General features: G+C 56.7%; 10 protein-coding genes. 4 read left to right on the top strand and 6 right to left on the bottom strand.

All coding sequences use genetic code 11. The features are described from left to right. Window positions 1-65: 65 nt before the first annotated feature. Entirely contained in the window at window positions 66-530 is a 465-nt protein-coding gene (locus VGH19_01080; protein ID HEY1169935.1) for a helix-turn-helix domain-containing protein, read from the bottom strand. 115 nt (window positions 531-645) lie between these two features. Here VGH19_01080 and VGH19_01075 point away from each other — a divergent pair, with 115 nt between their 5' ends. Then, window positions 646-2,403 carry a hypothetical protein gene (locus VGH19_01075; GenBank protein ID HEY1169934.1) on the top strand — a complete coding sequence of 586 codons (1,758 nt, stop codon included), beginning with the start codon at window positions 646-648 and terminating at the stop codon, window positions 2,401-2,403. A gap of 318 nt (window positions 2,404-2,721) precedes the next feature. Here VGH19_01075 and VGH19_01070 read toward each other — a convergent pair whose 3' ends face one another. The 4 genes from VGH19_01070 to VGH19_01055 form a co-directional block, all read right to left on the bottom strand. Beyond that, window positions 2,722-4,791 carry a transglutaminase domain-containing protein gene (locus VGH19_01070; GenBank protein ID HEY1169933.1) on the bottom strand — a complete coding sequence of 690 codons (2,070 nt, stop codon included), beginning with the start codon at window positions 4,789-4,791 and terminating at the stop codon, window positions 2,722-2,724. Then, window positions 4,788-6,158, bottom strand: coding sequence for a DUF58 domain-containing protein (locus tag VGH19_01065; protein HEY1169932.1), 1,371 nt, complete (start codon window positions 6,156-6,158; stop codon window positions 4,788-4,790). The genes VGH19_01070 and VGH19_01065 overlap by 4 nt, the downstream gene beginning before the upstream one ends. A 190-nt stretch (window positions 6,159-6,348) precedes the next feature. Beyond that, a complete protein-coding gene (locus VGH19_01060; GenBank protein ID HEY1169931.1) occupies window positions 6,349-7,299 on the bottom strand; it encodes a MoxR family ATPase in 951 nt (316 codons plus the stop codon). 71 nt (window positions 7,300-7,370) lie between these two features. Next, window positions 7,371-8,513 carry an N-acetylglucosamine-6-phosphate deacetylase gene (locus tag VGH19_01055; protein ID HEY1169930.1) on the bottom strand — a complete coding sequence of 381 codons (1,143 nt, stop codon included), beginning with the start codon at window positions 8,511-8,513 and terminating at the stop codon, window positions 7,371-7,373. A gap of 899 nt (window positions 8,514-9,412) precedes the next feature. Here VGH19_01055 and VGH19_01050 point away from each other — a divergent pair. After that, window positions 9,413-10,183: a glucosamine-6-phosphate deaminase gene (locus VGH19_01050; GenBank protein ID HEY1169929.1), complete on the top strand. Its 771-nt coding sequence runs from the start codon at window positions 9,413-9,415 to the stop codon at window positions 10,181-10,183. Between the two features lie 210 nt (window positions 10,184-10,393). Here the strand turns inward: VGH19_01050 and VGH19_01045 are convergent, their stop codons facing one another. Next, the gene (locus VGH19_01045; GenBank protein HEY1169928.1) at window positions 10,394-11,005 is read right to left on the bottom strand and encodes a hypothetical protein; all 612 of its coding nucleotides are present in this window, start codon (window positions 11,003-11,005) and stop codon (window positions 10,394-10,396) included. 378 nt (window positions 11,006-11,383) lie between these two features. Between VGH19_01045 and VGH19_01040 the strand changes: the two genes are divergently transcribed. Both VGH19_01040 and VGH19_01035 read left to right on the top strand, forming a co-directional pair. Beyond that, window positions 11,384-13,678, top strand: coding sequence for a hypothetical protein (locus tag VGH19_01040; GenBank protein HEY1169927.1), 2,295 nt, complete (start codon window positions 11,384-11,386; stop codon window positions 13,676-13,678). Between the two features lie 2 nt (window positions 13,679-13,680). Then, window positions 13,681-15,246, top strand: a complete 1,566-nt coding sequence (locus VGH19_01035; protein HEY1169926.1) for a sulfatase — start codon at window positions 13,681-13,683, stop codon at window positions 15,244-15,246. The last annotated feature ends 12 nt before the right edge of the window (window positions 15,247-15,258 follow it).

The following is a 15,258-nucleotide window of genomic DNA, read 5'->3' as shown; positions in this document are numbered from 1 at the left end:
TTGCTCATTCCTTCCCACTCTCGATGTTGGAAGTTGGGAGTTCGATGTTCGATGTTTTCTTCAAATCACTCCTTCTCCTTCTTCGCTTCTTTCGCCTCCATCTTCTCCTTGTGCTCGATGAGTGCTTCAAGCTTCGCCACGTCACCAAAAAGCATCAGATAGCCGCAGCGCTCGCACATGCGCGCCCGCGTCTCCACGTTGCTGTCCTTCAGCGTCCAGAACTTCGTCTTCTTCGGCACGAAATAGCTGCGGCCCGTGCTCTCCAGCCGACCTTCCACCATCGCATCATGATGACACGCCGGGCAGGTCAGTTCCACCTTCACCAGTTCCTTCGCGCTCGGATGCACCTCCACCACGGCATCGAGGTCCTCCTTTAGAAAACGGGTGGAATCCCCCACCTTGCGAAACGTGATCTTCCCGTCCTGCATCCACCGGTAAAGGGTCGGCTCGCTGATGGAGAGGTATTCGGCGGCTTCCTTGATGGAAAACCATTGCGGGCTGGCAGAGGAAACATCATTGGTCGCGCTCATTGATACTCATTAACTATCAAGAAATGATTAAAATCAACATTTTTGATAGAAAAGCATTTACAATGATAGTTTATGATAGTAATTGATAACTAAACAACCAACCAAGGAGCACCCTATGAACGCTGAAAACTCCCCTTCAGATGGTTCGCAGAAAGGCCCGGAACCTGTCTCACCGCCACCGCTGCGCGTCAGTCCACCCTTTCCGGCTGAAGAAGAACCGAGCATGTGGACACGCCATCACAACGTGCTCGACCTCTTCACCGGCATCCCCTGGAAGAAACTCCTAAGCTTAGTGATCGCCAGCAACCCCTTCTTCCTCCTGAGCGCCCTGTTCATGCTCCAAGGTATCTACCTCGTTTCCGTGGACCCGCAGATGCTCGGTCAGGAACAATCCCAGCTCGCCTTCAATTTCAGCTCGCTTCAGGTCTACGAGCTCCTGTTGGTGCTGACCGCCCTGTTCCTCGCCCGTCGCCAGTTGTGGCACGATACCGCCCTGCTCTTCTGGCTGGAGAACCTGTTCGTCTTCGTCCCCTTCATCCTCATCAGCCAGGCCTCCATGATGGAAAATCGCGCGGTGTGGACCACCTCGCTCTGTCTGGCCGCCACGCTCTTCACCATCCTGCGTTTCACCAGTTGGAAGCTGTATCTGCGTCCGCTGAACCTGCCCGTCGCCGGACTGGCGCTGGGGGCCGTGCTGCTCGTCACAAACCTCGCCTTCCCGCTCCACTTCCGCGCCGTCATCGGCGAGGACAGCCAGTCGTGGACACAACTGAGCCCGCAACTCTGGCGCTGGTTCATGCCCGTGCTGTTCCTGACGTTGCTGGCCTTTCCCCGCAGCCAAGACCTCACGGAACGCTCCCTCACCCGCCGCTGGACACCGCTCGCTGCCGCCATCATCTGGATCATCGCCACGGCGGTGCATCTGCGCTCCATGGACTACCTGGACGGCATCCGCTTCCGGCTCTGGACGGTCGCTCCGATGCTCTGGGCTTTGGCTTGGGTGATCAATCTGCGCCTGTCCGATTTCGTCATGCGCGCTGAGATCTACCGCTCGCGTATGCTCGTGCTGCCGATACTTGCCACGGTCTTCGCTATGCAGGCGGACACGCGGCTATTCCTCGGACTGACCGCTTTGAATTGCGCCCTGCTCGGCTGGCAAACTTTGGTGCAGCGCAATGAAACGGCGAAAGAATTCCTCTTCGCTTCCCTCATGGCCTTGCTCGCGGCCATCCCGCACCATCTGGGCCACCGTTACATCCCGGATTTCAGCCGCGAGAAGGTCATTTTGCTCGCGATCGGCGCTTACGTGTTCCTGCAAACCTGCCGCTCCCGGAATCCGCGTGGTGCCATAGCTGGCGCAGTCATCGTCGGTTTTGGTTCGCAATATCTCTTCGCGCACTTTGATTACGTCGAGCAACTCGCGTTCCAGAATGCCCTGCTTTTCGGTCTGGCCCACAGCCTTTTCTGGACCGGTGAACGCACCACCTTTGCTCGCGCCGTCTGGAAAGCCTTCGCCATCGCCCTGCCCCTGCACTCGTTCCGTTGGGGCTCCATCGCCGGTCTGGATGCCGCGCTGCTGATCTCGCTCGCCAGCCTGTTCATCGCCGGCGTCTATGTGCTGGCCCGTTTGTTCCAAGGTCACTGGGCCTCCAAAGCCTTGCCCGCTGCGGCTGCCTGCAATATCGCCACCGTGGCGCTGAACCACACACTGGAAGTTCTGCGCATCACGCCCACCGGTTATCTAGTGGTATTGGCTGCCTTTGCATTCTTCGCCGGCGGCATCGCCTATGCGCTTACACGTGACCGTTGGCATAAGTCTGGGAACAAAGATCACGGTTCAACCGCTTTGCCGGTCGTTCCACAAGCTCATTGAACTTTCGCACCAAATTTTTATGAACATCTTCCTGCAGGGGAACGCGACTGAAGCCGGCATCTGCAAGCACCGTCTGGGTGGACGTGACAGCTTGGGGATGCCGACTTACTTCCAACTGACCTCGGGGCCTTACAAAGGGACATGTGACTACCGCCATCAGCCGGTCTCCTGCAGAATTTCTTTTGGGTGGGGAGCCCACATGCCCGTCGGAAACACTTCATCGCTGGGGCGAACGCTGTCGGAACAGCTTCGCCCTGTTTTCCGGCGGGCATAGTTTTTCTTGCGAATACGGTATTCTTTCGAGACCGTCTTTAATCCTTATTTGACTCCTACTTTCTGCGTCTTCATCCATTCCGCCACCCCTTCCCTCAACACCTTGCGTTCCTCTGCTGACAAACCCGCTGGGTCAAAACGATACCGGTAATGCAACTTCACCAGCGACGGGAGTTCCACTACGGCATCCGGCATCAGTTCACGTACCCTCGCCAACCAATCATTGATGCTTTCGCTTTCCAAACGATCCAGCCCCATGGCCGCGAGCTTCTGCTCAACAGCATAAAACTCCGAATCACGCCCCGGCCAATCAATCGGCTTGGAAGTCCCCGCAGGTCCTCCATCCGTTTTTTTCATCCGGCTGCGCCGCACCAGGCGCCACGCCAGCACGGCGATCAGCACCACCATCAGCCAGATCATGTTCTGCCGAAACTTCTCGCGATCCGTCAGCCAGCGCCACTCGGATATCTGAAATCGCATCTTGGACCATAGATCCTTCAGCGGCTCGAACATCGACGAATTCTTTGCCTCTTCCACTGCGAACCAGTCCGGCGGCGTCGTATCAAAGTCTTTCCACACCCCTTCCGCGCGGTCGTAATAAAGCACCCATGCATGACCATGCCGTTCACGCACCACGAAGCGGTTGGGCCCGCCTTCCGTCTCCTGCACGGCGTAACCCACGGAATAGCGCGCCTCGACTCCAAGCGCCCGCAACATCAGCACCGTGGCCGTGGCGAAGTACTCGCAGTGCCCGGCGCGGCTGCGCAGCAGGAAGTATCCCAGCATCGTTTCCTTGGGACGCAGTTCTTTCCTCCCTTGCCAGGTGTCGTAACGGTACTTCTCAGTGAAGAACTGCTGCAAAACTATCAATTTTTTCTCCAAAGTATCCTCTGGTTTCAATCCTGTCTCGGCGACCGCCCGTTTGACGCTTTCGCTCTCGCTGTCCGTCACAATTCGGTCTGCTTCGATCGGATCTGAGTCGATCGTCTTCCCCGGTGAATGCTTCGCTTCATACCGGGCGAAAGCCGTCGCATTCGACACCCGGATGCCACCGTAAAAGTTTGTCTCCATCTGCGCCGCCAGCAGCTTGTCAATCGCCGCCACGCCGTTCGGCGCGCACAACATGCCTCGACCGCGAGGGAAATATGTGGAGATGATCGCCGTGCCTTTAGTCTCCTTCTCGGGAATCAACGGCCACGTCGTCGCATCATTCTCGGAAACGGCATCCTCGAATTTGCTGCGCGTCACGATCCAGGATGGGCTCACAAACGTGTCATAACTGGCTTCCCGTAAAAGCTCCACAGGTGCCCCTTGCACCTCCACCCGCATCACCACCTCGCCAGAAAGTTTCAGCCTGCCCAATCGCCCGATAGCCGTCCGGCTTTCATACGGATTCGAATTGCGGTTGATGATCTTGGAGAGCCATTGTGAGAAGCTCGTCTCCACCGCCCCTTGGGCCTGTTGCAGGCCGATGTGGCCAAAATGTCCCAACACCACCACGGCCAGGGCGAGCGGGGCCCAGATGAGCGGGGAAAATCTCCGTGAACGTATCGCCGCCAGAGCATACAGCACCAGAATGCTCAACCCGATATAAAAGACAGGATCACGCTCATTCACGAGCGAGGTCGAGAACAGCACGATCGCGAAATACGGATAGGAGACATTCATCGCACCTCGTTCCGCCACCAGCCCCTGTCTTAACTGCCTGCGCCAGATCCACGAGAACGTGCTGTAAGGAATCGACGGGTTCGCTGCATATGCCTGAGTCATCGCGATGGGAAAGAACACGATGGGCATCCATTGAAAGAAGATAAACGCCGTGGCAAACGCATTGTTCAAGACCTGATTGCGCTTGCTGTAGTTCGTCGCCTGGAAAAATTCCATCACGTCATTTGTGGTATCCCTCGACACGAAACAATAGATCGCCGAGGCGGCAAACAGGATCGCGCAAAAATCCCACACGCGATAATAATCCCCGCGATCCACATCCCAACGCTGCCTGACGATCAGCGAAAGCTCCATCAACACCGCCAAAGCACCCCCCACCCACAGCATTCCAGACTGGTATCCCCAGAACACCAGCGACAGTCCCAATAAAAACGGAGGTGTCTTCATAATGCCCTCAAGGCCTCCTCCACCTTGCCCACCTCAAGCTGGTGGAACTGTGCCGGGATATCCGCCATCGGCCCCAGATCCATTATCTTTGCAGCGTTTTTCTCGGTCACGATGAATACTACCACAGGCACATTCAATCCGCGCAACATTTGGATGAACTCCTTGCGCGGCTCATCCCATTTCAACAATACGCAGATGCATCCGCTCACCACCGGGATATGCTCGACGACCACATTCGCCAGCGACTTGAAACCCTTCGTCTGACAAAGATTTACCGACGCTAATATCTCCAGCATTTGCTCCGTATGCGCCAAACCGCGACCCGCCGTGAAGCAATACGCCTGGGCTCCTACGAACATCAGGTCCAGCAGCGAATCCTGTGTCTGGATCGTGCAGGCGAATGAAGCCGCCACCGAAACCGCTTCTTCAAATTGCTCACTATAAGCCACCGTATCGAATGTATCCAAGATCAGTGCGTGCCGCACAAAGAACTCATCCTGAAATTCCTTCACGATCGGCTTGCCCGAGCGTGCCCAACTTTTCCAATGGATATGCCGCATCGGATCACCCGGGCGATAATCACGAAGGGAAACGAACTCCTCCGATTCACCCACCGAAGCCGCGAGCGCCACACCGCCTTGCTGATATCGCATCGTTCCCGGCAGTGCAAAGTGCGGTATCGCATACCGTTTCGGCAAGATCAGCAGCTTGTCCGGCAATGTCACCGGTGAGAGCTGACGGAATATTCCTAAGGGATCCATGCTGGTCGCGATCATCTTTTCAAAATGCAGCACCCCACGCCGTCTCGGTAGCAGCTCCATCTCGACCTCCACCGCCGCCTTGGGAAGGCAACGATCCACCTTGCCTTCCGTGACGATCGCCCGCTGATTGATATCCACCAACCACTGCCAGCGGTAGAAACCATAGGTGCGATCAAACCAGTTGCGCTTTTCCTCTCCTGGCTCAGGCGTAGCCAGAAACTCATCCAACGTCGGACGCGGATCGGAAAGTTCCTCCAACAATCCCACATCCCGCACCGTGAAACGCCCCAGATTCTTGAAGCGGACACGATATTTCACCGGCGAACCCGCTGAAGCAAAGCGCGGCAAAATCCGGTGCGCGCTGAATTTCGTCTTCGCCAGCCGCCTTGTGAGCAAAGCCACAAGTATTAGCACCAACATCAGCGAGAGCGCCTGATACGCCACCGTCAGATTCGTATCCAGGCCGAACATCGCGAGGACTATGGTGCATCCGAGGATCAGCACCCCCACACGCCCCACACGCCGCACAATCCACCGGCGCATCACGTAGTAGCCGCGATACTGTCGGTATGACCTCCGGCGAAAGTTGTCTAAGCCCCATTTCACACTTCTATATCACTTCATTTCCCCGACACATCTGCACCCCCTAGTAAGACTGGCACTCTCGCCTGCCTTACCCTCCGTAGTGGGACAGGCGCCACCGCCTGTCCAGTCTCCCATTTTCCACACTCTCCATAGTGGACCAGACGCCCTCGTCTGCTTCAGTCGTGCAGGTGCCCTCACCTGCTCGCTTTTCCTAAGCCGGCACCTTCACCGTCTTCAAAATATCCTGCACCACACCCTTCGCTGAAAGCCCGCTGAACTTCGCCTGCGGCTCCATCACCATACGATGCGCGATGACCTCTACCGCCAGCTCCTGGATATTCTCCGGCGTCACAAACTTCTGCCCATCGAACATCGCCAATGCCTGCGCCGCTTTCATCAATGACAACGATGCACGCGGGCTTGCGCCCAATTGCACTCCCTGCGCCTTACGCGTCGCCGAAACCAAGTCCACGATATAACGCTTCAATTCTTCGCTGATGCTGATCGCCTGCACTGCCTGCCGCGTCATCATCACATCCGCCATCGTCACGCACGGTTTTAAACTTTCGATCGGATGCTTCCGCTCCTGCGCCGAAAGGATGGAAACTTCCTCCTCCGTGCTCACGTAACCCAGCGTGAATTGCAGCGCGAACCGGTCCATCTGCGCCTCCGGCAGTGGATACGTTCCGCGAAACTCCACCGGATTCTGCGTCGCGATCACGAAGAACAGCTCGGATAATTTGCGCTGAACACCCTCAACGCTCACCTGCCCTTCACCCATTGCCTCGAGCAAGGCCGATTGCGTGCGTGGTGAGGCGCGGTTGATCTCATCCGCCAACAAAATGTTCGCGAATACCGGTCCCTCATGAAAATGAAAGAGCTGATCGCGTTGGTTGAAGATGGAGACACCGAGAATGTCGGATGGCAGCAAATCCGGCGTGAACTGGATGCGCTTGAATTCCGCTTGCACAGAGAGTGCCAGCGCCTTCGCCAACGTCGTCTTACCTGTGCCTGGATAATCCTCCAGCAGCACATGCCCGCCGCTGATGAGTGCCGCGAGCAGCTTACGAATGGCCTCGCTCTGGCCCTTCATGACCTGCTCGACGTTTGCTTGAATGGCTTGAATCACCTCCCGCGGTGATAGCTTTTGTGTTTCGCTCATGTGATAAGTCTCCCAGAAGTATACCCTGTTTGTGGACCACAGCCAATTCGGACCGCGACCAAATGGCTTATTTACTTCGACAACCCTTTCTCCTCACCGTTCAAAATCACCCGGATGCGTTTCGGCCTACCCGTTGTTTCCGTCTCAATCAGGCAGAAACTCGCCGCCTTACCCGGTTCCAATGCCACGTCCAATCCCATCATCCGCGCTGGCACCGTCGAGAAGCACGGCCAAACCGTCTGCCACACCTCACCCAGCATCTCCGCTGTGCGCTGCACCCCTTCCAATGGACTCAGCGCAGATCCCGCAAAGTTCGGCTGCCCCGGCAACCGCACCACCTGATCAGCACCCACTTCTACTTCGACAGCGCCGATGCGATATCGTCCCGGAGGCGCTCCCGCCGCCGCCATCGCATCCGTGGTGTAGTAAATCTGCTCCATGCCCAGCGTTTTGTAAAATAACCGGAACGGCTCCGGCGATACATGGATGCGATCCGGGATGATGCCCACCGTCAATGCAGACTGATCCAGCACCCGCCACACAATGTTATCGTGCCGATCCAACGTGCGCGGACACCCATTTCCCAAATGCGTGAATCCTACCGCCCCTGCCTTGGTCGCCTCCGCGATCGATTCTGCCGAAGCATTCGTATGCCCCAAGCTGATCTTGATCCCTTTGCTTGCCGCATAACGGATTGCCTCTGCTGAACCCGCCCTTTCCGAAGCCACCGTGAGCAACACCGGATCCCCCTCCGTCACCGCCAGCAATTCATCGATGTGCCTCACCGTCGCATCACACATCACCGCTGCATTGTGCGCTCCTTTAAAACCCGGCTCTGGCGAAAGAAACGGCCCCTCGATATGCCACCCCGCGATGCCCGCCTTCAGCTCCGCATTCGCATCCCGCAACGCCCGGATATATTTCAACCGCGCCAGCAACCGCGACCACTCATCCGTGATCAACGTCAACAAAACCAGTCCGCAACCATCCCGCTGCACCCCCCGCACCGCCTTCAGCAAATCCGCCTCCGTCAGATCATCCTGCTGAAAATCGATGCCCGCATACCCATTCACCTGCACATCGATCAACACCGGCGCAAGCCACACCTCCGCGCGCGTCCCCTCGGCCAAAGGCGAAATGCCCGTGATCTTCCCAGCCTCCCAGGAAATCTCCACCGCCTTCCCCGTCCGATAATCCTTCGCAATCACTTTCATACTTAAATTAATCGTCGCTTTTCTTGGACCGCGGCTGTGTTCCCTCCGAGGGAACCAGCCGCAGCAGCCGCAAAAATTTTATGCCTAACACTCATGAGAAGGCCTGCGGCATCTCATTCTGGTAAGGACGGGCCTGCTCGCGACCCTTGTCGGAGTTCCACCCCGCCCCTAACCCTTTCCGCAACCGGTCTCCCATCCAACTACCGGCTCTCAACACCCGCATCATCTCTCTTTCCCGTCCCGCTGCATCCCTTGCGTTCCAATGCGTTCACAAAAATTCACTCATCCTCACGCCGCACCAAAGTCACAACGCGCTCCCATCCCCCTCTCCTCCGCCGACGGAGGAGAGGGCCGGGGAGAGGAGGCACTTACCCACCTCAGCCCTTCACCCTCACCCTGCCATCTCATCGCCATATCCGTTATCCTTAGCCTCGCTATTCTCGGACTAAATTTTCATGTCCCCATCCTGCCACTCTTTCCGTCCCACCGTTAGCCTTCCATCCGCTATATCGGCTACATCGGCACAAAATATTCTCTCTCACACCTTCAGCCTGTCATCATTTTCATCTCATCGTGAGGCCTATATGCACTATATGCGCTACATGGAGACAAAATCTCAAAAACCAGTCCCATTTGCGTTTCCCTAATCCGTGCGTTTCTGTGTTTAATCTGTGGCTTAAAACTTCCCACTAAAAACTTGGGACTGGCGTTCATTCCACCCAAAAAACTCAAAATTTAAAACTCAGAACTTAAAATTTCCTTCCCATTTGTCCACTTGCGCCCCCTACCGTCCTCCCCTAGTCTGCCCCTTCATTTCAGGCGGAATGAATGCCAGATTGATTCCTGCGTCTATTACCCGTCTTGAATGAAACCTTGAACCCGAAGAAAAAGTAAAGTTCATGCCACAGCCGATCAAAACGTACACCGTCGATTCCCTCCCCGTTCGTGTCTACGCCAACCAGCCTGACATGGCCGCCGATGCCGCCCTCACCGTTCGCGATTATTTAGTTTCTGTCATCGCTAAGAAGGGCTCCGCCGCCGCCATCTTGGCCACCGGCAATTCCCAGATCAAATTTCTCGAGGAAATCATCCGCCTCGGCGGTGTGGATTGGTCCAAGGTCACTTTGTTCCACATGGATGAATACCTCGGCATCCATCCCGCGCACAAAGCCAGCTTCCGCTGCTACATGCGTGAACGTGTAGAGTCGAAGCTCAAACCCAAGGCGTTCCATTACTTGGAAGGTGACGCTCTCGAACCCATCGTGGAATGCGAGCGTTACACCGCCCTCTTGAACGCGCAGGAGATCGACCTCTGCTGCCTCGGCATCGGTGAGAATGGACACATCGCTTTCAATGATCCCCCGGTCGCCAATTTCAACGACACCCGCCTCGTGAAGATCGTCCAGCTCGATCTCGCCTGCCGTTTGCAGCAAGTGAACGAAGGCCATTTCCCAAGCGTAGACCAGATGCCGCACTACGCGCTGACCCTGACCATCCCCGCACTCTGCCGCGCCAAGAAGATGGTCTGCCTCTGCCCGGAAACGCGCAAAGCCAAGGCCGCCCAAGCCGCCCTGAAAGGCCCCATCGCCACCGCTTGCCCGGCCTCCTACCTGCGCACGCAGGCCCAATGCACACTGTATCTCGATACCGACTCCTCCAGTCTGCTGTAGCAAAGTGCTGCCGGATTGCAGCCGGCAGTCCAAGCGCGCTCATCACGTATCGGCGCCTAAAAACTTCAAAGCCGCCTCAACCCGAGGCGGCTTTTTTATTTCAGCGCAACCAAATCGCACCGACCTGAAACTTTAGACCTGAAACATGAGACTCTTCGCTCACGACCACCGGTGCTGGCTGAAAACTGAACACTGAAAACTTGAAACTTTTTAGTCCTTCCTCACCGTCACTTCCCCCTCATACTTCCCCAACACCTTGATCATCACGTGCGCATTATCACTGCCCGGCGTCACTGAAAGTTCGATCGGATACTCCTGCTTGCCACTCTTGGAAGCCTTCAAAGCCACCACTTGGATCGGCTCCTTGCCATTGCCATAAATGACCAGTTCCATACCGTTCTTCTCCGTTTTCTTCACTCCCAATGTGCACAGCACCACATCTCCCGTTTGATCCTTTACCGTGATCTCCACCAGCTTCAGCTTGCTATCTGGCACCACCTTGCCATCCACCTCCGGTACCAGCCCTTTCATCCATAATTGTCCTAGCGGCAACTCCGTCTCGCCCGCCTTCGCCAGCACATCAGCCAGTTTCGTCTCCGGGATCACGACCATCCCAATATCTCCTTTGGTCAATCCATAGGGATTCTTTATATCCACATCCACCTTCAGCGCCAGATCCTCCAATTTTCCCGCCGCATTCCACAATGCGAACGACGCCTTCAACGCCTCATCTCTCGGCACCACCTCCTGCGCCTGCGCACCGAAATTCGCGAAACTCAAAGCACCAGCCGCCAACACCACCAAACAAAATGATCTCTTCATGATAATTGGAAATGATTGATAAACGGACATTACCCCATCCATGACGCTCCACCAACCCTTCGGTTACGCACAAAATCGTAATCGTCCTCGGACTCGTCGTCGCCCTCGATTCCTCTCCTCCGCCCCCTTAGCGCCCTTCTGTTAAAACTCCGTTCCCTCCGTCCCCCTCCTGTTCAAATCCCCGACTTGTTCCGTCTTCATTTGCCCACCAATGCAACCGGCATCCGATATTTCATTGATCAATTTTGCATTGCTCATTCCTTCGTCATTCGTGCTTGGGCATTGGTTATTTATTCCCCCATCCGTGTAAATCTTTGTTCCATCCGTGGCTAAGACCTTGTTTATCCCATTCCATTGCGCTTAATTTAACCTATCGCCATGCGAAATGTCGCACTCATCGCCATCGCCCTGATCGCTGTCTCCCTTGCCATCGGCTATCAGTTCGGCCAGCGCAAGTCCCCCATTCCTCCTCCCGTCGCAACCAACGCTCCCTCCAAATCCGTCGTCAAGATCACCAAGTCCGTCACGCCCCCGACACCACCACGCCCCGCTCCCGCGAACTCCACAATTTCTTTGTCTGAAGCCGAGCGCCAGCTCCGTGAACTCCTAGTGCGCTCCAATCCCCGCGCCGATCGCGTCTACACCATCACCTCCGGCCTCACCGCGAGCGATCTCGGCATTCTGATCCGTCGCCTCATCGAAGCCCCACGCGGCGTCAACGGCTATGCCGTGAACACATACCTCATGCCCCGCTGGGCTGAGCTTGCCCCTGCCGATGCCCTCGCCTTCGCCGAAAATATCCGTGATCGCAGCCAGCGCGATTACGCCATCTCCGTCGTCATCGCCGCCATGAGCCGCGTCGATCTCCCCGGCGCTCTGGCATATGCCAGCAAACTCACCGGCACCATCCGCCAGTCCGTTTGGAGCAACCTCCTCCGCACCGTCGCCGAGAGCGATCCCGCCCACGCCTTGCAACTCAGCGCCGAAAATCTTTCCCCGCTCGAAGCCTCAAATCTGAATCAACAGATCATCAACGCTTGGGCCGCCAAAGACCCCAAAGCCGCCTTAGACGCCCTCTTCTCCCTGCCCAAGAACCGCCGTGAAGAATATACGATCGGCAATATCTTCGCCCGTTGGGCCGAGATCGATCCCGATGCCGCCTTAAGCCGCGCGATGCAATTGGACGATCTCTCCTCTCGCAAATCCGCCATCCGCCGTGTCCTCGGCCAGATCGCCACCCAAGATGCGCCCAAAGCTCTCGCCACCGCCAACCAGCTGCCCAGCCAGTTACGCGAGCAAGCCCTCGGCGACATCATGCGCGCTTGGGCCGGGCAAGACATTCAAGCCGCCTTGCAATGGGCCAAGAACGCTACCAGTGAAACCGACCGCCGCACCGCCTTGCGCTACCTTCTCCCCGAATGGACCCGCAACAATCCCAAAGACGCCATCACCTACGTCCAAAATCTTTCCCCCGGCAGTATCCGCACCGAACTCCTGAACTCCGCCTTGACCACCTGGAGCCAGTCCGATCCCAAAGCCGCCGTCGAATGGATCCAAGCCCAACCTCCCGGCACCATCAAACGCCAATCCCTCTCCCAAGTTCTCAACTACCTTGCTAATCAAGACCCGGTAGCCGCCTCGCAATTGATGACCACACTGCCCGCCGGCTCTATGGATAGCTATCAATACAGCAACATCGCCGGACAACTCGCCGATGTGGATCCCGAAAAAGCCATGGCCTGGGTTCGCAATCTCCCGCCCGGCAATATCCAGAACGAAGCCCTGCGCGGCACCCTTCAAGCCATCGCCCAAAATGATCCGCGCTACGCCATGAACGTCGCGCAACAACTTCCCTCCGGCCAGAACCGAGAGAACACCATCAACGCCATCATCGCCACTTGGGGAAATCAAGATGTGGATGACGCAGTGAAATGGCTCAAGACCATCAAGGACGAAACCCTCCTCCTCAGCGCTAGCCAGGCACTGGCCCGTCAATGGGGACGGCAATCCCCCTCGGACGCCGTCGCCTTCGGCATGTCCTTGCCCGAAGGCAGCAAGCGGGATAACTACCTCTCCAGCGTCGCCCAGCAATGGAGCCAGACCGATCCCGCTGCCGCCCTTAATTGGATCAATTCCTCCAATGATCCCAAACTCCGCGAGCGCGTTCTCCCCAACATCATGAGTTCCCTCGCCAGCAGTTCTCCCGTGGAAGCCGCTAATCTCGTCTCCACTTTCCCTGCCGGACCGGAACAAGACGCCGCCGCCAAGCAAGTCGTCTCTACATGGAGTCGCGAAGATCCCGCCGGTGCCGCCAAATGGGTCAGCGCCTTTCCTGAAGGCCAGTTGCGCGAAAACGCCCTGCGCCAGATCGCCTCCTCATGGGTCTCCCAAGATCCCAATGGCGCATTGCTGTGGTTGAACACCCAACCAGCAGGCAAATCCCGCGATGGCGCCTATGGTGCCATGGTGGATAATCTGAACAACGAGCCCACCATCGCCGCCATCGCCGTAAACAACATCAGCGACCAGACAACGCGCCATCGCTACATGGAGAACATCGCGCGCAACTGGCTGCACATCGATGAAAAAGCCGCCCTCGACTGGCTTGCCCAAAGCCAGCTCCCTCAGGATAAGAAAGAAAAGATACTGAAGAACCATCACTCTGAACGCTGATCATGTCCTACCCGTTTCGTTCATTTGCTGCGCTTGTTCTCCTTCTGATTTCAACCGCCACGCTAAAAGCTGCCGAGCTGAAACTTCAAAAGATCTCCGGCACCAAACCGCGCAACATCATCTTCGTCCTCGCCGATGACCATCGCTATGACGCGATGGGATTCCTCGGTCACCCATGGCTGGAGACGCCGAACATGGATCGCCTCGCGAAGAACGGCGTCCATTTTCCGAAAGCGATGGTCACCACTTCGCTTTGCTCTCCCAGCCGCGCCTCCATCCTCACCGGTCTTTACGCCCACAACCATCGCGTGGTGGACAACTACAATCCCGTTTCACCAGAGCTGATTTTCTTCCCTCAGTATTTACAGAAGGCCGGTTACGATACCGCTTTCTTTGGCAAATGGCACATGGGCGAGACCGATGAACCCCAGCGCGGTTTCAATCACTGGGTCGTCTTCAAAGGCCAGGGCAGCTACTGGCCCGATGGTCGCGGCACCTCCCGCGTCGTTCCGCAAACCGCCTACGACGGCTTCAACATCAACGGCAAACAACGCGTCCCGCAAAAAGGCTACATCACCGATGAACTCACGGACTATGCCCTCGATTGGTTGAACTCGCGTAAATCAAACAAACCCTTCTTCGCCTATATCTCCCACAAGGCCGTCCACTCCGATTTCGTTCCGCATGACCGTCATAAAGATCGCTACAAAGACAAACCGTTCCGCCCACCGCTCACTCTCGCCAACACACCTGAGAACTACGCTGACAAACCCATGTGGCTGCAGAACCAGCGCAACAGCCGCCACGGCGCAGACTTCGGCTACAACCTCCCCGACTTCGATCTCGCCGCCTATTATCGCCGCTATTGCGAAGCCTTGCTCGCGGTAGATGAAAATCTCGGTCGTGTTTTCAAGTGGCTGGAAGATCACCACCAACTTGAGAACACACTCTTCGTTTACATGGGCGATAACGGATTCCAGTTCGGCGAACACGGCCTCATCGATAAACGCACCGCCTACGAAGCCTCCCTCCGCGTGCCTTTGCTCATGCACTGCCCCGCCGTGCTGAAACCCGGCACCACCATTCCGCAGACCGTCGCCAATATCGACATCGCCCCCACACTCTTGGAATTCGTTGGCTTGCGACCGCCTTCACACATGGATGGCCGCAGCTTCCTGCCCCTCTTGCAAAACCGACCGACCCAGTGGCGCGAAAACGTCCTCTATGAATATTATTGGGAACAAAACTATCCCCAGACACCCACCATGCACGCCGTCATTGGTGAGCGTTACAAATACATCCGCTACCACGGCCTCTGGGACATCAACGAACTCTACGATCTCCAAGCCGATCCGCTCGAACGCAAAAACCTCATCACCGCTCCCGACCAGCAAGCGCGCGTGAAACAGATGAACGAACAACTCTTCGATCTCCTCGCTCAAACCCGCGGCGAAAACCTCCCTCTCCTCCGCGACCGCGGCACCATCTACCCTTGGCGCCATCCCGACAAAAGCCCGCAAGCCCCCTTCCCCAAAGACTTCTTCCGTCGCACAGAAGATGGGAAATAAAACGTTTGGTCA

It is taken from the genome of Verrucomicrobiia bacterium, from assembly GCA_036405135.1.
GTDB lineage: Bacteria > Verrucomicrobiota > Verrucomicrobiia > Limisphaerales > JAEYXS01 > JAEYXS01.
This window is presented reverse-complemented; position numbering and strand designations above follow the sequence as displayed.

Excerpts from the sequence above, each read along its gene's own strand:
- VGH19_01055 (HEY1169930.1), bottom strand. The coding sequence starts at position 8,513 with ATGAAAGTGATTGCGAAGGATTATCGGACGGGGAAGGCGGTGGAGATT.
- VGH19_01060 (HEY1169931.1), bottom strand. The coding sequence starts at position 7,299 with ATGAGCGAAACACAAAAGCTATCACCGCGGGAGGTGATTCAAGCCATT.
- VGH19_01045 (HEY1169928.1), bottom strand. The coding sequence starts at position 11,005 with ATGAAGAGATCATTTTGTTTGGTGGTGTTGGCGGCTGGTGCTTTGAGT.
- VGH19_01040 (HEY1169927.1), top strand. The coding sequence starts at position 11,384 with ATGCGAAATGTCGCACTCATCGCCATCGCCCTGATCGCTGTCTCCCTT.
- VGH19_01035 (HEY1169926.1), top strand. The coding sequence starts at position 13,681 with ATGTCCTACCCGTTTCGTTCATTTGCTGCGCTTGTTCTCCTTCTGATT.
- VGH19_01070 (HEY1169933.1), bottom strand. The coding sequence starts at position 4,791 with ATGAAGACACCTCCGTTTTTATTGGGACTGTCGCTGGTGTTCTGGGGA.
- VGH19_01050 (HEY1169929.1), top strand. The coding sequence starts at position 9,413 with ATGCCACAGCCGATCAAAACGTACACCGTCGATTCCCTCCCCGTTCGT.
- VGH19_01075 (HEY1169934.1), top strand. The coding sequence starts at position 646 with ATGAACGCTGAAAACTCCCCTTCAGATGGTTCGCAGAAAGGCCCGGAA.
- VGH19_01080 (HEY1169935.1), bottom strand. The coding sequence starts at position 530 with ATGAGCGCGACCAATGATGTTTCCTCTGCCAGCCCGCAATGGTTTTCC.